Consider the following 19,044-nt stretch of genomic DNA (forward strand, 5'->3'; position numbering starts at 1 on the left):
GCACCCACCTGGGTGCCGACGTCGTGCTTTAAGCTCCCAGCCCGGGGCGAATGTGACTTCATACCCTTGCCGACCGGAGGCGCGCGTTCCTATAGGATTTGTGGCATGTCTGAACCTTCGCCGGCAGTCGCCCGCCCCGGCTTTCCTGTCAGTCGCCAAGTCCTGGCGGACCACGTGTATGAAGCGTTGCTCGAATGGCTCATGGATGGCCGCCTGGAACCGGGAGCTGCCGTCAGCATCGACGGGATGGCGCGGGAACTGGATGTTTCGCCCACGCCCGTGCGTGAGGCGCTGGCCCGGCTGGAGCACACCGGCATGGTTCGCCGTGTCGCGCTCAAGGGGTACCGGGTTGCTCCGGTTTTCACCCGCGAAGACTTCGCCGAGCTCATGGAAGCGCGGCTTTCGATTGAACCAGTGAATGCCAGGCTGGCATGTTCGCGGATGACGCAGGAGGGCCTCGATGCCCTGAAGCAGGCTGTGGAGGACTTGAAGACGGCTCCGAGGGGCGGAACATTCGCCGAGTATCGCAGCTACCTTGAAGCCGACGAACGCTTCCATCAGCTCATCGCCGCCCAGGCCCGCAACCAGTTCCTCTTGGCGGCGTACAACACCTTGGGCGGGCAGGTCCAGCGTTTCCGCTTGTTCGGGGGAGTGGGCATTACTGATGCCGAGCAGGCGATCTCTGAGCACCAGGCCGTTCTGGACGCCCTGACGAGCGGTGATCCTGAATTGGCTGCACAGGCGATGGTCGCGCACGTGGAGAACGTTCGCGGCCGGGCAATGGCTGACGCGCCCGAGGAATAGTCATTTGCCAAGCAAGGCTCGCCGGACACTCCGGCGGGCCTTTTTTGTGACCCTCTTCACGAACATATGTAAGACATATAGGATGCAGGAAGTTTCCGAAAAGGCTTGACAGTTCCTTCGCGTTCGTAAATCCTATAGGAAACAGGATTCTACGAAGGAGTGATCATCATGGCGTATACCGCCGAGAATTGGCCCATCACCGCGGCCCTCCTGCAGTTCCCCGGCACCGACCATACGGGCAAGGACATCAACGACGCGGATGCTTCCGTCTGGGCCGACGTCCTCCAGGAAGTCAAGGACGCGGGTTTCGCCAACGCAGACCTCACCGACAGCTGGGTGCGTCCGGGCGATCTCAGCAAGGAACGCCTCGCAGAGTTCAAGCAGACCGCCGAGCATGTAGGTATCGGGACGCCGGTCATCTCAGCCATCCGCCGCAGCGTCATCCACACCACGGACTGGGCCGGGAACCTCGCCTACAGCCACCGCACCATCGACGCAGCCGCCGAACTCGGCTGCGAGGTAGTCTCGATCGGCCTCCATCAGGCGATTACGCCGGAGCAGCAGAAACAGCTGTGGTTCTGGACCGTGGAGGGTTACAAGGACCCCGTGGGGGACAAGGAAGCATGGGGCAACGCCGTCTCCCGCATCCGTGAACTCGGCCAGCACGCTGCCGAGGCCGGGATCCTGCTGTCCCTGGAAATGTACGAGGACACCTACCTCGGCACCTCCGACTCTTCCGTTCAACTGGTGCAGGACATCGGCCTGGACAACGTTGGCCTCAACCCGGACCTCGGCAACTTGATCCGCCTTCACCGGCCCATCGAGGACTGGCGCGAAATGGTGGCCAAGACCCTGCCGTATTCCAACTACTGGCACATGAAGAACTACATCCGCGATGAAGACGTAGCCCGCGACAGCTACATCACCATGCCCGCCCCCATGGAAAGCGGCCTCATCAACTACCGCGAGGCGTTTAAGTTTGCGCTGTCCGTCGGCTTCCAGGGCATCCTCTGCACCGAACACTACGGTGGCGACGGCCTCAGCGTCACCGCCAGCAACCAGGAGTACCTCCGCCGCCACGTCCTGCCCAAGTCCGAAGGTTATGCGCTGGGCACGAGCAAGGTTGCACAGGGCCGCCTGCAGCCGGCTGCAGAGTTGGCGGGAGCCGCGAAATGACCCGGATTTTCGATGACGCGGCCGCCTTTGCCGACGAAGCACTGGATGGTTTCGTCGCGGCCAACCGCGGGTACGTAGCCAGAGTGGACGGCGGCGTGGTGCGTTCCACCGAAGTTCCCGCTGGTCAGGTAGCGCTGGTGGTGGGTGGAGGCTCCGGACATTACCCGGCCTTTGCCGGGCTCGTGGGCCCGGGCCTGGCCGCAGGCTCGGCGTGCGGCAACATGTTCGCCTCGCCCGCGGCAGGACAGGTGTACCGCGTGGCCAAGGCGGCCAACGCCGGCGGCGGTGTGCTGCTGAGCTACGGTAACTACGCCGGCGACGTCCTCCACTTCGGTCAGGCGCAGCTTCGGCTCAACGCCGAGGGCATCGAGACCCGCACGGTCACCGTTACGGATGACATTGCCAGCGCTCCCATCGAGCAGTTGGAAAAGCGCCGCGGCATTGCCGGTGACCTGACCGTCTTCAAGATCGCAGGAGCCGCCGCAGAAGCGGGACTGGACCTTGACGGCGTCGAGCGTTTGGCCATCAAGACCAACTACCGCACGCGCTCCCTCGGCGTGGCCTTTGACGGCTGCACGTTGCCGGGCGCAAAGGACCCGCTGTTCCACGTTCCCGCAGGGCAGATGTCCCTTGGTCTGGGCATTCACGGCGAACCCGGTATCTCCGAACATCCCATGCCGACTGCCTCCGAACTCGCCGAACTCTTGGTGTCCAAGCTCCTGGCCGACAAGCCCGAGAACGCAGGAGACCGCGTGGTGGCCATCGTCAACGGGCTTGGCACCGTCAAGTACGACGAACTCTTCCTGCTGTTCGGCAAGATCGAGAAGCTCCTCGCAACTGCCGGGCTGACGGTCGTCGAGCCCGAGTGCGGGGAGCTGGTGACAAGCCTGGACATGTCCGGTCTGTCCCTGACGCTCCTGTGGCTGGATGAGGAACTTGAGCAGTACTGGTCCGCGCCCGCCGACACCCCCGCTTTCCGCAAGGGCAGCATGGCACCCCGCGCGGCGCGCTCCACGGCGTTGACCGACGACGCCGAAGCCTCCGACGTCGAGCAGCCCACCCGGGCGGCGGCGGAACTTGGGGAGCAGGCCGTGGAGATCCTCGCCCAGGTGAGGGACGTCGTCGTCGAGCATGAAGAGGAACTGGGCAAGCTGGACGCTATCGCCGGCGACGGCGACCACGGTATCGGTATGCGACGTGGCGTCGATGCAGCCGCTGCTGCAGGGGAAGCCGCGAGCGGTTCGTCGGTGGCACGCGTGCTGGCCAGTGCCGGCGAGGCCTGGAGCGAACGTGCGGGTGGCACCTCCGGCGCCTTGTGGGGCTCGGCCGTCATCGCTGCCGGGCACGCGCTCGGAAACCGGGACTCATACAGTGCCCAGGATGCTGCCGCTGCCGTGAAAGCCTTCGCCGGTGCCATCACCGAACTCGGCAAAGCCGAGCCGGGCGACAAAACCATGGTGGACGCGCTCCTTCCGTTCCGCGATGCCTTCCTGGCAGAGCTCGACGGCGGTGCTCCCGTTGACAGGGCGCTGGCAGTTGCGGCTGCGGCGGCAGAGTCCGCTGCCGCGAAAACCGCGGAGCTCCGGCCACTGAAGGGCCGCGCACGTCCCCTGGCCGAGAAGAGCCTCGGCCACCCGGACCCCGGCGCAGTGTCCTTCGGCCTGATCGCCGCACGGATCTCGCACTTCATCGATTCACAACTTGCCGCTGCAACCACTGCTGCACCGGCCGGAAACGGAGCCTCAGAATGAGCAACACCCAAGGCTGGCGCATCGTCGTCGGCAATGACGAAGCCGGCGTGGAATACAAGAACGCCCTCCTTGCTCTGTTGGAAGCTGATCCGCGCGTTGCGTCGGTGACCGACGTCGGCGTGGGCCCGGACGACAACACGGCCTACCCGCACGTCGCCGTCGATGCCGCCCGCAAGGTGGCCGAAGGCGAAGCGGACCGGGCACTGCTGATCTGCGGCACCGGCCTGGGGGTAGCCATCGCGGCCAACAAGGTTCCCGGCATCCGCGCCGTCACGGCCCACGATTCCTACTCCGTGGAACGTTCCGTCCTGAGCAACAATGCCCAGGTCCTGACCCTCGGCCAGCGCGTCATTGGACTGGAATTGGCCAAGAAGCTGGTGGGCGAATGGCTCGGACACCGCTTCGACGAGAATTCCGCCTCCGCCGCAAAGGTGGACGCCATCTGCTCCTACGAACCCGACTACACAAAGGCGGTCTGATCAATGACTACACCAGAAAACCAAGCCCGGAAGATCGCCGTCGTAGGCTCCGGCTACATGGGCGGCGGCATCGCCCAGGTCCTGGCGCTCGGTGGCGCCCGCGTTGCCCTCGCCGATGTTTCTGCCGAGGTAGCGCAGAAGAACTACGAGCGTTTGCTGGAAGAGTCGGAGCAGTTCATCGCTGACGGCCTCTTCCCGGAGGGTTCCACGGAGATCCTCAAGCAGAACCTGTGGGCTGCAAAGGACATCGAGGAAGCCGTTGCGGACGCTGATTTCATCGAGGAGTGCGTTCCCGAGGTCCTGGAAATCAAGCACCAGACCCTCGCCCGGATCAGCGCCGCAGCCCGCCCGGACGCCCTGATCGGCTCCAACACGTCAACTATCTCCATTGCTGCCCTGGCTGAGGCCGTCACCAACCCGGAACGCTTCCTGGGCGTGCACTTTTCCAATCCTTCGCCGTTCATTCCCGGCGTCGAGGTCATCCCGCACGCAGGCACCTCGGCTGCAACGGTCTCCGCGTCCTGTCATCTGGTCCACGCAGCCGGCAAGCAGACCGCCGTCGTCAAGGACGTCACCGGTTTCGTGCTGAACCGACTGCAGTACGCGCTGTTCCACGAAGCGGCACAGCTGGTGGAGCAGGGGATCGCAACCGCGGACGACGTAGACACCCTGGTCCGTACGACGTTCGGCTTCCGCCTGCCGTTCTTCGGCCCGTTCGCCATCGCCGACATGGCTGGATTGGACGTTTACAACTTCTGCTACAAGTCGCTGCAGACCGGCTTCCCGGAGCGTTTTGCGACGCCGAAGATCCTCTCCGACCTGGTGGAGGCCGGCAAACTCGGCACCAAGACAGGTGCGGGCTTCCTCAACGTTCCCGCCGAACGGACCCCGGAACTCATCGCCTACCGCAACAAGGCCTACGTCGCCATGCAGAAGCTCATTGAAGAGCTCGGCCCGGCACCCATCAACTAACAGGAGAAACACATGACTTTCCCCGCATCACGCACGGCTATCGTTACCGGAGCCGTCTCGGAACGTGGCATTGGCCGCGCAACCGTCAACTACCTGGCGGCACAGGGCTGGAACATCGGCATCATCGACCTCGATGACGCCGCCTGCAAGGCTGCGGCCAAGGAAATCGCTGCAGAATTCGGAGTCCAGGCACACGGCGTCGGCGCCAACGTGGCCAGCGAAGCCGAGGTCCGCGCAGCCATCGACGAGCTTGAAGCAGAGCTGCCCCAGATCGTGGCCTTGGCCAACGTTGCCGGCGTCAGCTCGCCCATCGGGTACCTGGAACTCGAACCCGCCGAATGGGAGCGCGTCCTGAGCATCAACCTTAACGGTGTCCACTACGCCACCCGGCGCGTGGCTGAGTCCATGGTGAAGAACCGCGTAGGCCGCATCGTCAACATCTCCTCCGTTTCGGCGCAGCGCGGCGGTGGCACCTTCTCGAAGACCCCGTACTCGGTTGCCAAGGCAGGCGTCATTGGCCTGACCCGCGCAACCGCCCGCGAGCTGGGGGAGTACGACATCACCGTCAACGCGATCTCGCCCGGCCCCATCGACACCGACATCATGGGCGGCACCTTGAGCGAAGAGCGCAAGGACGAACTGGTCAAGGACCTCGTGGTTAACCGCGTCGGCTCCACCCGCGACATTGCCGCAGCCATTGCCTTCCTCATCAGCGAGGACTCCGGATACATCTCCGGCCAGACGCTGAATGTGGATGGCGGGTTGTACATGCACTAGGGCCTTCGTCTATGAAGACCTGGACCCGAGAACGGAAGGTCTACCTTGCCGTGGGCGTGCTCGCCTGCGCCGTGGGCCTTGTGCTCATTCTCTTCCCGCGCTGATAGCCCGCTTTGGTTATCCCCCAACTGACTACTCAAAGAGGAGTTTCAATGTCCGTCGCATCAACTTCCACCAAGGAGTTGCTGGATTCGCCGGTTTTGAAGTCGGCAATATCCAAGGCTTCATTCCGGCTGATGCCCATGCTGGTCATTCTGTACGTGGTGGCCTTCCTTGACCGCACCAACGTTGGTTTTGCCGAAGCTGCCCTTGGGGTGGACAAGGGCATCACCGCGGGCGCGTACGCGCTCGGTGCCGGTATTTTCTTCATCGGCTACGCACTGTTCGAGATCCCCAGCAACCTGTTGCTCACCAAGTTCGGCGCCAAAATGTGGCTTGCCCGTATCGCTGTCACGTGGGGCATCGTGTCAGCATGCTTCGCATTCGTGCAGGGTGAAGCCTCGTTCATCATCCTCCGCTTCCTGCTGGGCGTGACCGAGGCCGGGTTGTTCCCGGGCGTGATCATGTTCCTTGCCGCCTGGTTCCCCAACAAGGTCCGCGTAAAGATGTTCGCCATCTTCTACCTGGCACAGCCGTTCTCCCAGATGATGGGCGCACCGCTCTCCGGTTGGCTGATCAACATCGGCGATCAGGTTCCGGGCGTTGCCGGCTGGCAGGTCATGTTCTTCGTCGAAGGCCTGCTGGCAGTCCTCGCCGGTATCGCCGCCTTCTTCTTCCTCATCAACAGCCCTCAGGACGCCAAGTTCCTGAGCAAGGAAGAAAAGGTGGCCCTGACGGACGTCATGGCCCTGGAAGACACCGTGAAAGAAGAATCCGGTCCCCGCGGCGTCCTCGCCTCGATGCGGAACGGCAAGGTCTGGTACTTCACCATCATCTACTTCTGCCTGCAGATCGCGGTGTACGGTGTGACGTTCTACCTTCCACAGCAGGTGTCCCAGCTGACCGGCCAAAAGGTTGGACTCGCCGTCGGACTCCTGACCGCCATCCCGTGGTTCTTTGGCATCTTTGCCTGCTACTTCATTGGAAAGGCAGCAAACACGGTTCTGCGTCGGCGTCGCTGGGGTACGGCGTTGTTCGTCTCCACGGGCCTGTGCATCTTCGGTTCCGCCTGGTCCGGAGCCAACCACCAGCCGACGCTCGGCATCATCTTCATCACCCTGGCGGTGTGCAGCTTCCTCGCGATCGGCCCCATCGCATGGTCGTACCCGACGGCGTTCCTCACCGGAACGGCCGCGGCGGCCGGTATCGGCCTCATCAACTCCCTGGGTAACCTGGGTGGTTTCGTCGCTCCGATCCTGCGCACCTCGGTCAACGAGATGACTGCTTCGGACACCGGAACCATGGGTGTGTACGCCCTGGGTGTTCTGCCCTTCCTGGCAGCAATCATGATGTTCGGAACGCGTGCCTTCACCAACAAAGCCGATGAGCTGCTGGACAAGTGATGCTGTTGGACACTGACACCTTGTATGTGGGAGTCAGCACCAAGATGTACATGGGCTACGCGCAATCGCTGGCGTGGCTGGAGCAGTTGGTGAAAGAAGTGGACGCCCGTCCGGCCCTCGCGGCCGGGCGGGTGGTCCCGTTTGTCATCCCTTCGTTCCCGGTTCTTCCTGTGGCGGCGGACCTTGTGGCGGCGTCGCCGTTGGTGCTGGGGGCGCAGAACTGCGGGTGGTCTGACGGCCCCTGGACCGGTGAGGTGGCGCCGTCGATGCTGGCGGAACTCGGCGTGGGAATGGTGGAAATCGGGCACGCGGAGCGGCGGCGGTGGTTCGGCGAGTCCGACGCGATGATCGCGCGCAAGGTTGGTTCCGCCGTCGAATCCGGCCTGACACCGCTGTTGTGCGTGGGGGAGGACGAGCCGGCCGGGCCTGAAGCTGCTGCGGAGATTGTTTTCCAACAGATCAGTGCTGCGGTGTCCGGCGACTGGTCCTTGGCCGCGAGGCTCGTTATTGCCTATGAGCCTGTGTGGGCGATCGGCGCACCCGAACCTGCCTCGGCAGGGTATGTCTCGGCAGTTGTTGGAGCGCTACGTGCAGCTCTGGGCCGGCACGGCTTGTCGGGGCTGCCGGTAATCTACGGGGGATCAGCGAAGCCGGGCCTCCTGCCGCAGCTCAGCGGTGTCTCGGGGCTCTTCCTGGGCCGCTTCGCGCACGAGGCCGCGAACTTCGGCCGGGTCCTGGACGAAGCCCTCGCCCTCCGTAACCAAGCAGCCCAACTGGGGGACAGCTAAAGTCGCTATGGGCCGTCAATGGAGCACTAACTGTCCCCTAGTTGGGTTCGGCGCGTTGGCAGAGGGCTACGAATCCGCCCAGGTTTTCCAGTCCCTCCGGATGCGTCGGGAGGTAGTTGGTCAGCTCAGGCGAACGGACGACGACGGCACGCCACTGGCCGCGCGACACCGCCACGTTGATGCGGTTGCGGGAGAGCAGGAACTCCATGCCGCGGGGAACCTCACCTGCAGCGGAGGCAGCCATGGACACAATCACCACGGGAGCTTCCTGGCCCTGGAACTTGTCCACGGTCCCGACGCGGACCCTGTTCAGGCCAGCGGCGTGCAGTAGATGCTTGATGAGCTGGACCTGCGCGTTATAGGGGGCGACCACCAGGATGTCGCTTTCCTCAAGGGGACGGCTGTGCGGTGATTGCGACGGGTCCCGCCACATCAGGCCCAGGTGCGCCTGTACTTGCCGCACCACTTCCTCCGCTTCCTCGGGTGAGCTGGTGGAGTTGCCGGTGTGCTGGACGTAGACACACGAGATTCCAGGTTCTGCACCGTCCAGCTGGCGTTGCGAGGCTGCGGGGGCCGCTTCCAGCCGGGAGTCGTAGGACAGTTCCGAGACAGCACCACAAAGTTCCGGATGCATGCGCCATGACAGGGCCAGGAAGTAGCCGAGCTCGGACGGCAAGGTGTTGTGGCCGTCGGACAACCAGCCCAGCGCGGACTCGTCAACCGGCTCGGGGTGGGTTCCCTGGGTGACCTGCGGAAGCTGCTGGGGGTCGCCAAGCAGCAGGAGGCGCTTGGCTGCCCGGGACACGGCCATGGTGTTGGCCAGGGAGAATTGCCCGGCTTCGTCGATGACCAGCAGGTCCAGTGAGCCCGCAGGAACCTCCTTGCCCACCATGGCCCAGGCGGTGCCTCCGATGAGGGCGCCACCGGGCATGGACAAAGCCTCTGTGACATCGGCTTTCGCACACCCGCCCCAGGGCACGGGGTCGTTGTGCTTGACCTCCTTGGCGACCCGCTGAGGGTCCACGCCGGCTTTCTCGACAGCGGCACACAGCATGTGTTCCACCACGGCATGGGATTGCGCCACCACACCGACTTTCCAGCCATCAGCCACGAGCCGGGCCAACACGTGCGCCCCGACATGGGTCTTTCCGCTGCCCGGAGGCCCCTGAACCGCAAGGTAGGAGTGGTCAAGGTCTTTGACGGCCGCCGTAATGGCGTCCACATATCCGTCCGGTCCGGGTTCTACGGCAGGAAGCGCAGAAAGAGCGCGCAGCCTGGGCGCTTGCCGGCGGACCAGGTCCAGGGCAGGGTCCTTCGGCCACTCCGGAAGGGAAGACCGGAGCCGCGTGGCCAGTGCCGCCAACGCTGCCCGTTGGCCGTTCGTGGGAATCGGGCTGTCCGGGGTCAGTGCCATCGGCAGTTGGGTGAACTCGGTGGAATCTTTGCGCAGGCCTTCGGCGATCGTGACGAATTCAAAGTCCCCGTCTTCGCCAACGTCGCTGACTTTCGTGTTGCCCCAGCCGGCACGGCCAAGCACCGACGATTCCTTGGCCAGCAACGCATCCGGAAGCGGGGGAGCGTACATTCTGAAGTACGTCTTGCCCGGGTCCAGACCCGCGCCGTCTCCCGACCGTCCGAGCAGTTTGACCATCCGGACCGGGTTGCTGCGGGGTGTGGGCTTGGCCCAACCCTCCAGCAGCTCCGCGTGGTCCACAACAAAAATGTCCCTGGCGTCATCCCACTGCGAAGTAGGTTTCTCGAGACGGTCGAAGTGCCCCCACCAGTGTTGCTTGTCCTCGCGCCGGTGGTAGCCGACACCCGCGGCCACAATCCCTATGGCCCGGGCGTCCAAGGTGGAGCGTTCGTCGTCGGGGAGCTGCGCCAGGTACTCGAACAAGGCTGTCTCCTCGGGCGCGGCCTCGTACCCCGCGGTACGCCTGTCCGTGTCCTCGTCGCCGTTTTCGCCGTCAACGGGTTTTCCATTCAACGAGCCAGGCACGATGGAGCGCTCGGCCGCCCGGGCCAGCAACCAGTTGCGCAACTCCAGCGTGGAAAGGCAGTCGTACTCGTTGTAGTCCCGGATGCTCTCGAGAATGCCGGTGGCCACGGCGGCCTCGCCGCTGTCCCGGGCCGTGCAGTAGTCGGCGTAGGCGACCACGGAGGCACCGGCGTCGGTCACGTCACCGGAGCGCAAGTGCTGCCCCATGTACAGGGGTTCCAGTTTCTTGATGCTGTAGGAGTTCGAAGAGACCCGGATACTGTGCCGAACGGTGTCATAGAGGTCCACCAGGACGCCTTGCTTGAGGAGATCGTCGACGGCGGTCTCGCCCGTCACGTGCGTGAGGGACAGGTTCCGCAAGGCGGTCTTCTCATAAGCTGCGTAGTGGTAGATGTGCATGCCCGGGTACTGTGCACGGCGCTTGGCAACGTAGTCCAGGAAGTCGACGAAGGCCTTGCCTTCCTCGGCCCTGGAGTGCGCCCAGAAGGGTCGGAATACCGGTGACTCCCCCGGTCCAACGGGGTTCTCCATGACGCCGAACAGGTATTCCAAGCCCCATTTTCCGGTGACGGGGTCCTGCCACAGCGGATCCCCTTCGAAGTCGAAGAAGATGTCGCCAGGGTCAGGTTCGGGAAGCCTGCCCAGCGTGTTGTCAGCAAGGACGTTGTAACTGATGGACTTGGACGCTCCTGCCTTATCCGTATAGTCGACCGTCCCATCGGGGGATCCGACGCCGGTCTGCAGCCGGGCTTGTTCGCGCAGTCGAAGCAGGGTGTGGTCTCCCTCACCCGGCATGGCGGCCAGTTGGTCGATGGTGGTGACTCCGGCTTCGATCAGCTTCTTGCGCCGGCTGATGCGCATGCCTGCGACCATGAGCAGGTCCCGGTGCAGCAGAACCTGTTCCGCGCAGTAATCACAACGATCACAGGCCGTGAAGCGGGGATCTCCCCACACCGCCGGTCCGGACTCCGCCATGTGGGTCGCAACCAGATCCAGGAAACGGCTGCGACGTTCCTTGAACACCGGCAAAATCTGGGAGAGAGGGTGGTCACTGTGTACGCGGTTCCCCAGCACCAGAGTGACTGTAGGATCCGGTGTGATGCCGGCCCGCAGGAGCTGGTCTCCATAAGCGGCAAGCTGAAGGAGCGCCGTGACCTTGGCGTGCCGGGCCAGCTTGGTATCGAAGACCGCATACTGGCTGCCAGGCTTCTTAATAAGGAAATCCGAGCGACCATGGAATGTGCCATCAAAGAAGGCGGCCTGGAACACCACGTCCGCTCCGGCAACCAAGGCGTCGATGGATTCCGCATGCTTGGCCCTCAGGGTGGCGCGGTCCATCGCTGAGGCGGGTTCGACGTCGTAAACGCCTTTGCCAGTAGCCGGGTCCCATGGCCCAAACTCAGCCACGAACTCGTCCAGGACCTTGTGCTCGTGGACATCTCCAAGTTCGGCAGTGCGTTCCAGCATGGCATCTGTGGGGAAGTCCGGGCGTGGTGTGCGGCCAAGCTTTTCATCAAGTTTCCGCAGCAACTGGTATTCACACGTAGCGGCGATAACGAGATCGCTGGCAGAGAAGACCAGGTCCTGCGGGGCGCCAGCCAACTCCGGCTCGAGAAAGAACACCGAGGGCCACCTGCCTTCCTTGCTGTGAATACCCTTGTTAGCCAAGCTATCAGCGGGCCCCGACAATTTAGTGTGCGGCCCCCTTTAGACTGCCCCCATGACTGAAACGACCCATGCCACGGACGCAGCCTTTGAAGCCGCCTACCAAGCCGCACAGAAAAGCCTCAGCGAGGGCGGAATCCCCATCGGGGCAGCCTTGGCCCGCGACGGAAAAGTCATCGCAAGCGGACACAACGAGCGCGTCCAGCATGGCGACCCGATAGCCCACGGCGAGATGTCCGCGCTGCGTGCCGCGGGACGGCAGAAGAGCTACCGCGACACCACGTTGTACACCACCCTGGCACCTTGTGCGATGTGCACGGGAACCATCATCCAGTTCAAGATCCCCCGCGTGGTGGTGGGGGAGGCCGAGACCTTTCCCGGGGAGTTCGACCTCCTGCGTTCCCGCGGCGTTGAGGTGGTTGTCCTGGACGATCAACGTTGCGTGGACATGATGCGCACCTTCCAGCAAGAGCACCCTGAACTGTGGGCCGAGGACATTGCCGAGGACTGAAATCCGTCTGGTCACGGCTACCTGCCCGGCGTAATCTGGCATCATCGGCGCCGGTGCCGAAGGACCCCCATCCGCAGCATTTCCGAGGACCCCGCAGCTCCCGCGTCGATGAACCCAATCGATGAAGGAGGACCCATGAGTGTCGTACGTGAATTCATGACGACGGACGCCAAGTGCGTCGTCGAGGACCAGACTCTTGAAGTGGCCGCCCGCATGATGCGGGATATGGACTGTGGTTCACTTCCCATCTGCGGCAACGACGGCAAACTGACCGGCGTCATCACTGATCGCGACATCGTGGTCAAGTGTATTGCCGAAGGAAAGGATGCCCGTCAGGTTCTGGCCAGGGAGCTCGCCCAGGGCAAGCCGTACTGGATCGACGCTGATGCCAACGTGGACGAGGCCATCCGGATGATGGAAGAACACCAGGTCCGCCGGCTTCCCGTCATCAGCAACCACGCCATGGTGGGCATCATCAGCCAGGGGGATATTGCCCGCAACTACACCGAGCAACGCGTCGGTGAAATGGTGGAGCACATCTCCGCCAAGGAGCACATGGCCCACTGATATCCAGTCGCAGACATCCAGCCGCCGCGAAGCGCTCCGTGAAGGAACGCCTCGCGGCCCGTTCCTGGGCATGGGCGCAGCCGCCCAAACATGACCCGACCTGAAACTGTCGGCCCGGTGAGGCAAACTGTCATGGTGACTTCACATCTCCAACACCAGTCAGCTGATTCCGCCATCCACGCACAGATCGCCGAAGAACTAGGCGTCAAAGCCTGGCAGGTCAAGGCGGCGGTGGAACTGCTCGACGCCGGATCCACCGTCCCCTTCATCGCCCGCTACCGCAAGGAAGCCACCGGGACGCTCGATGACACCCAGCTTCGCGACCTTGAAGAACGCCTACGGTACCTTCGCGAGCTCGAAGAGCGGCGGAAGGCCGTCCTCGAGGCAATTGCCGCCCAAGGCAAGCTGACCCCGGAACTGGAGGCCGCCGTCGTCGGGGCCGATACCAAGGCCAGGCTGGAAGACATCTACCTGCCCTTCAAATCCAAGCGCCGCACCAAGGCCCAGATCGCCCGCGAAGCCGGGCTGGAGCCGCTGGCAGACATCCTTCTCGCCAACCCGCAGCTGGACCCGGCCACCGAAGCCGCAAAGTACCTGAATGCAGAGCACTCCATTGACGACGCAGCCACAGCGCTCGCCGGCGCCCGTGCCATCCTGGTGGAGCGCGTGGGCCAGGACGCCGACCTCGCCGAGGACCTGCGCGAACGCCTGTGGAAGCAGGGCCGCATGGTGTCCCGGGTCAAGAAGGGCATGGAAGCCGAGGGCCAGAAGTTCAAGGACTACTTCGAGTTCACGCAGGTGCCGTCCGGGATGCCTTCGCACCGCGTCCTTGCCCTGCTGCGCGGTGAAAAGGACGGCGTCCTGGAGCTCGACCTCGCCGAGGCAGACCCGGACGACGACGACGCCCTGGCCGCCGCCCGCGGCAAGTTCGAGAACGCTGTGGCCAAGTGCCTTGGGGTTTCAAACCAGGGTCGCCCGGCCGACACTTGGCTGACGCAGACAGCGCAGCTCGCCTGGCGCGGGCGTATTCTGGACCGTCTCACCACGGACCTTCGTGGCCGCATGTTTGCCGATGCCGAAGACGAGGCCGTGCGTGTTTTCGCCGCCAACCTTCGTGACGTCCTCCTCGCGGCGCCGGCGGGCAACCGCGCAACGCTCGGCCTGGATCCGGGCCTGCGCACCGGCGTCAAGGTCGCCGTGGTGGACGGTACTGGCAAGGTAGTCGCCACCGACACCATCTACCCGCACGCTCCGGCGAAGAAGTGGGATGAAGCGTTGGCCACGCTTGGACGGCTCGCCAAGCAGCACAACATTGAACTCGTGGCCATTGGCAACGGAACCGCGTCCCGTGAAACGGACAAACTGGCCACCGAACTCATCAAATCCCTGGAAGCGTCAGGATCGAAGGGAATCCAGAAACTTGTGGTGTCCGAGGCCGGAGCATCCGTCTACTCCGCCTCAGCGCTCGCGGCATCCGAACTCCCGGGCATGGACGTGTCCCTCCGCGGTGCCGTATCGATTGCCCGCCGGCTGCAGGACCCCTTGGCCGAGCTGGTGAAGATCGAACCCAAGTCCATCGGCGTAGGCCAGTACCAGCACGACGTCACGGCCGTGAAGCTCGACCGTTCCCTGGATGCCGTGGTGGAGGACTGTGTCAACGCGGTGGGTGTGGACGTGAACACAGCCTCGCCTGCTTTGTTGAGCCGCGTGGCGGGTGTCGGGCCGCTGCTGAGCGAGAACATCGTGGCCTACCGGAATGAGAACGGTCCCTTTGCCAAGCGCAGCGATCTGAAAAAGGTGCCGCGCCTGGGTGCCAAAGCGTTCGAGCAGTGCGCCGGCTTCCTTCGGATCACCGGCGGAGCGGAGCCGCTGGACGCCTCCAGCGTTCACCCGGAGGCCTACTCAGTGGCTCGCAAGATCCTTGTGGCCGCCGGTGGTGGACCGGCCTCTGCCCTGGACCCGCAGGCATTCGTTGACGGTACGTTCGGCCTCCCGACGGTCAAGGACATCATGTCCGAGCTGGAGAAGCCCGGACGTGATCCCCGACCCGCGTTCAAGGCGGCATCGTTCTCGGAAGGCATCGAAAAGATCTCCGACCTCAAGCCCGGGATGATCCTGGAGGGCACAGTCACCAACGTGGCCGCGTTCGGTGCCTTTGTCGACGTCGGGGTGCACCAGGACGGCCTCGTGCACGTCTCGGCACTGTCCAACAAGTTCGTCTCCGACCCCCGGGAAATCGTGAAGTCCGGCCAGGTGGTGCGGGTCAAGGTGCTGGAGGCCGATCCCGAACGGAAGCGCATCTCGCTGACGTTGAGGCTCGACGACGAACCCGGCACAGCGGGCGGCCGCACCTCAGGCGGACGTACTTCGGCTGGTCCGCGTGACGGGGACCGTCGGGGAAACCAGGGACGGCCGCAGCAGGGCAACCAGCGGCAAGGTGGTCCCCGCCAAGGCAAGCCGCAGCAGTCGCCGGTCGCCCCGGCCAACACAGCCATGGCCGAAGCCCTGCGCCGGGCCGGGCTCGGCAAGTAGGGCAACCTCGCCGTACTACCAGCAACGCGGGGTCACTTATGGCCCATCCGAGGGTGGGTTTTGGGCCATAAGTGACCCCGCGTTGCTCTGTGCACGGGTTGGTTGCAGGGCCATGGGCAGCCATCGGCCTATCCGCTCGAACGCTTCCTTCCGGATCGGTTCCGGCGACAGGAAGATGTCGTGGAAGGCGTTGGTCAGCCGGCTCACCGTGACGGTGTCCGCCAAGGACAACGAACGGTGGGCCACCGCGTCCACATTGAGGGCTACGTCTGCGGTGAGGGCATCGGCGGACCACTTCGGCTGCAGATAGCTCTTATCCGAAAGCATCACAAGCACAGGCACGTCGATGCCCAGGCCTGCGGCCACCGTGGCTTGTCCGCGGAACACTGCGTCAAGGAAGGCGGGCGTGATGGGGAATCCGCGATCGGGACGCCAATCGAGGTTGTAGTCCCATTCACCGTCCAGGGCCGCCGAGACTGCACGGGTGTAGATCCCCGGATCCACGGGAGGCAGCGGCGCCAGTGGATGGAGTTTGGCGTGCAAGCCCACTAAGGGTGCAATGGCGCGGCGTCCGAGTTCGGTGGCTTGGAACTCCAACCACGGGCTGTTGAGGATCAGTGCAGAGGCCACCCCGGGATGGCGTGAAGCCCACAGGCTCAAAGTGAGGCCGCCGGTGGAGTGTCCCAGGAGGATGAGCGGCCGGTCCTGGGTCCCGGAACGGCCCATCGCTTCCAAGGCCGCGGCGATGTCGTCGTCGTAAGCGGCGAGGTTGGTCACCAGGCCCGGAACCAGGCCCGGCCGCAGGCTGCGGCCATAGTTGTGCAGGTCCAAAGCATGGAACCGTGCCCCTGCCCGGTGCCAGAACTCGGCGAGGTGGCGCTGAAAAAAGTAGTCGGACCAGCCGTGGACGTACAGGACGTCGGCGTCCAGGCCAAGGCCTTCAGAGGCGACAGGCCATTGCGGACCCGTGCCAAGGTACCTCACCAAGGTGGCGACAGCACCGCCGTCGAGCTCCAAAGTCTGTTGCTCGAAACCCTCGCCAAGAATGTCCGGTACCCACGGCTGCGTCATGGATCCGATCGTAGCGGTTCGCTGGTGCCGGAGCTTTTTTCCTTCTGCCATGGCCAGCGGCCGGTGATCTCCAGCTCCAGCGAAAAGCTGAGGAAGGTCCGGATGAGCACGATGATCGCCAGGACGCCCACGCTCTCAAAGGTGGGCGTCACTGCGACGGTACGAATGATGTCGGCAGCGACCAGGAGCTCCAAACCCAGCAAGATGGAGCGTCCCAGCAATTGTCGGTAGGCACGGTACGGCGTGAACGGTTCCAGTCCCGGGGCGCGTTCGGGTTGGTAGCCACGGAGGGCCATGGGAATGGAGACCAGCGCTCCAATCACCATGACGGCCACGCCCGCAGCGTCCATGTACCTGCCAACGGCCTCGATGATGTGCTGGAAATCCATGGCCCTCCCTGTGTTGGTGGAACGCTCCGCTACAGCGCCGGTGCGGGGACCGGGAAGAACACCCTGGGATCCTGCAGCAGCGCGGGATAGTCGAAATCAGAGCGCTTGATGACGTTGGTGACCTCGAAGTTGCGGGCGAACTGGCCATCGACAGTGATGGGACGGCCATGGATCAACCCGACGGCGAAGGTGCTGCCGCCGTCGAACGGGACCGCGATCTCTGTCTTGCCCGGAAGTGTGCTGAAGGCCTTCTCCTGGGCCTGGCGCTTACGCGTGGGCTTCTTTTCCTGGGGCTTGACGGGACGCTTCTTGGGCCCTCCTACCTGCCGCCGTGACTTCTCCTCGGCGTAAACAAACTGGTACTCATCGTCCGCTGAAAGTGCAGCCGCGCGTGCCTTGCCGTGGGGAGGCATGCTCACGGTGGTGAGCTGTTCCGGCCGAAGGTCCCCAACGGAAGACCGCAGGATGAACAGGCGGTCCTCTTCGGGGTCCTCGGGGTGGAATTCGTGGTTGGGCTCGGGCCAAACGTATTCCAGCTTCTCCTCGGTCCCGGGGAAGATCTGCGCGTAGTGCTTGGGATCCTTGCTGATCAGCTTGGAACGGTGGCTGAGGTGCAGGTCCTCGTGTCCCAACCACGGCGGCATGATGATCCTGGAGGCGTAGTCCGGGTGGGCCGCCTGCGGAGCAAACTCGGCAATGTTGGTGCGGGTGTTGTCCGGGTGGCCGCGTTCCATCCATTCATCGGCCATTGCCAGGCCGTACAAGGTGAGAGCAGGAACGTGCCCCATCCACATACGGACTGCCGGGTGGGACTGCCAACCGTACTCCGGGATCACCAACGCGCGGAGGACCTGGAGGGCTTCGACGCGCTGTTTGCCGAGCCTTGAAGTGTCGAGCGCCGCGGCGCTCTCACGGAAATCGGCAAAGGGGAGGAAAGTCTGCATCCCTTCAGTCTGAGGGTGCCGGGCGTGAGAACCAAGTTGAGTGCTCCGGGACACGTGCCCGCGTTCGGGCCTAGAGTTATCGGGTGGAAACTATTGGCGAGAAAACGACCACCACGGCACCCCCGGTTGCCGAACTGCACCTGCACATTGAAGGGACCCTCCAGCCGGAGCTGATCTTTGCCCTGGCCGAACGCAACGGCATTGAGCTGCCGTACGAAGATATTGAAGAACTGCGCGGGAAGTACGAATTCTCGGATCTGCAATCTTTCCTGGACCTCTACTACGCCAACATGGCTGTCCTGCAGACCGAGCAGGATTTCACCGACATGACCCGTGCCTACCTGGAGCGGGCAGCCGCCGGCGGAGTCCGGCACGCGGAGATCATGATGGATCCCCAGGCCCACATCTCCCGGGGCGTGCCCCTGGAGACTTGCGTCAACGGAGTGGCCAACGCCCTGGCAACCTCCGAAGAGGACTTTGGCGTCTCCACCCTCCTGATTGCCGCGTTCCTGCGGGACATGTCCGAGGAATCGGCCCTCGAGGTGCTGGAACAGCTCCTGGCCATGCATGCTCCCATCGCGGGCATCGGCCTGGACTCGGCGGAGGTGGGCAACCCGCCGTCGAAATTTGAGCGGCTGTACCAGCGCGCCGGCGAAGCGGGGCTTCGAAGGATCGCCCACGCCGGCGAGGAAGGCCCTGCGTCCTACATCACGGAGGCGCTGGATCTGCTGCACGTCGAGCGGATCGATCACGGCATCCGCTGCATGGAGGACACCGACGTGGTGCAGCGCCTGGTCGCCGAGCAAGTGCCGCTGACCGTTTGTCCGCTGTCCAACGTCCGGCTCCGTGCCGTAGACAAGCTCGAGGACCACCCGTTGCCCGAGATGCTCGCCATTGGGCTGAATGTCTGCGTCAATTCCGACGACCCCGCCTATTTTGGTGGCTACGTGGACGATAACTATGAGCGGCTGGTGGAGGTCTTGAAGTTCTCGGTGCCTGAGCAGGCCACGATGGCGGCCAACTCAATCCGTTCGTCTTTCGCCACGGACGCCCGAAAAGCAGAGCTCCTGGACGAGGTCACAGAGTGGGTCAAAACATCCGTGACGGGCGCCTGAGT

General features: G+C 63.9%; 16 protein-coding genes. 12 read left to right on the forward strand and 4 right to left on the reverse strand.

Features of this window, described 5'->3' with window-relative positions; translation table 11 throughout:
* The first annotated feature begins 105 nt into the window (after positions 1 to 105).
* The 8 genes from ACFVSI_RS19415 to ACFVSI_RS19450 all read left to right on the forward strand — a co-directional run bounded on the left by ACFVSI_RS19415 (position 106) and on the right by ACFVSI_RS19450 (position 8,249).
* Positions 106 to 804: a GntR family transcriptional regulator gene (locus tag ACFVSI_RS19415; RefSeq protein WP_387827295.1), complete on the forward strand. Its 699-nt coding sequence runs from the start codon at positions 106 to 108 to the stop codon at positions 802 to 804.
* Positions 805 to 972: 168 nt separating this feature from the next.
* Positions 973 to 1,980 (forward strand): sugar phosphate isomerase/epimerase family protein, encoded by a 1,008-nt coding sequence (locus ACFVSI_RS19420; protein WP_387827298.1) that lies wholly within the window; start codon positions 973 to 975, stop codon positions 1,978 to 1,980.
* Entirely contained in the window at positions 1,977 to 3,731 is a 1,755-nt protein-coding gene (dhaL, locus tag ACFVSI_RS19425) for a dihydroxyacetone kinase subunit DhaL (protein WP_387827301.1), read from the forward strand. Before ACFVSI_RS19420 ends, dhaL begins: the two co-directional genes overlap by 4 nt.
* Positions 3,728 to 4,210 carry a ribose-5-phosphate isomerase gene (locus tag ACFVSI_RS19430; RefSeq protein WP_387827304.1) on the forward strand — a complete coding sequence of 161 codons (483 nt, stop codon included), beginning with the start codon at positions 3,728 to 3,730 and terminating at the stop codon, positions 4,208 to 4,210. Before dhaL ends, ACFVSI_RS19430 begins: the two co-directional genes overlap by 4 nt.
* Positions 4,211 to 4,213: 3 nt before the next feature.
* Entirely contained in the window at positions 4,214 to 5,182 is a 969-nt protein-coding gene (locus ACFVSI_RS19435; RefSeq protein WP_387827307.1) for a 3-hydroxyacyl-CoA dehydrogenase family protein, read from the forward strand.
* A gap of 12 nt (positions 5,183 to 5,194) precedes the next feature.
* Positions 5,195 to 5,959, forward strand: a complete 765-nt coding sequence (locus ACFVSI_RS19440; RefSeq protein WP_387827310.1) for an SDR family NAD(P)-dependent oxidoreductase — start codon at positions 5,195 to 5,197, stop codon at positions 5,957 to 5,959.
* A 152-nt stretch (positions 5,960 to 6,111) separates the two neighbouring features.
* Complete coding sequence (locus tag ACFVSI_RS19445) at positions 6,112 to 7,461, forward strand: MFS transporter (RefSeq protein WP_387827312.1); 1,350 nt, start codon at positions 6,112 to 6,114, stop codon at positions 7,459 to 7,461.
* Positions 7,461 to 8,249 (forward strand): triose-phosphate isomerase family protein, encoded by a 789-nt coding sequence (locus tag ACFVSI_RS19450; RefSeq protein ID WP_387827314.1) that lies wholly within the window; start codon positions 7,461 to 7,463, stop codon positions 8,247 to 8,249. Before ACFVSI_RS19445 ends, ACFVSI_RS19450 begins: the two co-directional genes overlap by 1 nt.
* Before the next feature lie 37 nt (positions 8,250 to 8,286).
* On the opposite strand, the gene ACFVSI_RS19455 is transcribed toward ACFVSI_RS19450, so the two are convergent.
* Positions 8,287 to 11,871, reverse strand: coding sequence for a TM0106 family RecB-like putative nuclease (locus tag ACFVSI_RS19455; RefSeq protein ID WP_387827316.1), 3,585 nt, complete (start codon positions 11,869 to 11,871; stop codon positions 8,287 to 8,289).
* A gap of 97 nt (positions 11,872 to 11,968) precedes the next feature.
* On the opposite strand from ACFVSI_RS19455, the gene ACFVSI_RS19460 reads away from it, so the two are divergent.
* The 3 genes from ACFVSI_RS19460 to ACFVSI_RS19470 all read left to right on the forward strand — a co-directional run bounded on the left by ACFVSI_RS19460 (position 11,969) and on the right by ACFVSI_RS19470 (position 15,523).
* Positions 11,969 to 12,424 carry a nucleoside deaminase gene (locus tag ACFVSI_RS19460; RefSeq protein ID WP_387827318.1) on the forward strand — a complete coding sequence of 152 codons (456 nt, stop codon included), beginning with the start codon at positions 11,969 to 11,971 and terminating at the stop codon, positions 12,422 to 12,424.
* A gap of 135 nt (positions 12,425 to 12,559) precedes the next feature.
* Positions 12,560 to 12,991, forward strand: coding sequence for a CBS domain-containing protein (locus ACFVSI_RS19465; protein ID WP_387827321.1), 432 nt, complete (start codon positions 12,560 to 12,562; stop codon positions 12,989 to 12,991).
* 132 nt (positions 12,992 to 13,123) lie between these two features.
* Positions 13,124 to 15,523 carry a Tex-like N-terminal domain-containing protein gene (locus ACFVSI_RS19470; protein ID WP_387827323.1) on the forward strand — a complete coding sequence of 800 codons (2,400 nt, stop codon included), beginning with the start codon at positions 13,124 to 13,126 and terminating at the stop codon, positions 15,521 to 15,523.
* Between the two features lie 36 nt (positions 15,524 to 15,559).
* Here the strand turns inward: ACFVSI_RS19470 and ACFVSI_RS19475 are convergent, their stop codons facing one another.
* Genes ACFVSI_RS19475 through ACFVSI_RS19485 form a run of 3 tightly spaced genes read right to left on the reverse strand, consistent with a single transcriptional unit; the run spans position 15,560 to position 17,927 of the window.
* Positions 15,560 to 16,594: an alpha/beta hydrolase gene (locus tag ACFVSI_RS19475; RefSeq protein WP_387827326.1), complete on the reverse strand. Its 1,035-nt coding sequence runs from the start codon at positions 16,592 to 16,594 to the stop codon at positions 15,560 to 15,562.
* On the reverse strand, positions 16,591 to 16,983 hold the full coding sequence (locus ACFVSI_RS19480) for a DUF1622 domain-containing protein (protein WP_387827329.1): 393 nt from the start codon (positions 16,981 to 16,983) through the stop codon (positions 16,591 to 16,593). Before ACFVSI_RS19480 ends, ACFVSI_RS19475 begins: the two co-directional genes overlap by 4 nt.
* A gap of 29 nt (positions 16,984 to 17,012) precedes the next feature.
* Positions 17,013 to 17,927 carry an MSMEG_6728 family protein gene (locus ACFVSI_RS19485; RefSeq protein ID WP_387827331.1) on the reverse strand — a complete coding sequence of 305 codons (915 nt, stop codon included), beginning with the start codon at positions 17,925 to 17,927 and terminating at the stop codon, positions 17,013 to 17,015.
* Positions 17,928 to 18,010: 83 nt separating this feature from the next.
* Between ACFVSI_RS19485 and ACFVSI_RS19490 the strand changes: the two genes are divergently transcribed.
* The gene (locus ACFVSI_RS19490) at positions 18,011 to 19,042 is read left to right on the forward strand and encodes an adenosine deaminase (RefSeq protein WP_387827334.1); all 1,032 of its coding nucleotides are present in this window, start codon (positions 18,011 to 18,013) and stop codon (positions 19,040 to 19,042) included.
* Positions 19,043 to 19,044: the final 2 nt, after the last annotated feature.

Origin of the sequence: Paenarthrobacter sp. NPDC057981 (assembly GCF_042886835.1) — a bacterium.
In the GTDB taxonomy this organism is placed as follows: Bacteria; Actinomycetota; Actinomycetes; order Actinomycetales; family Micrococcaceae; genus Arthrobacter.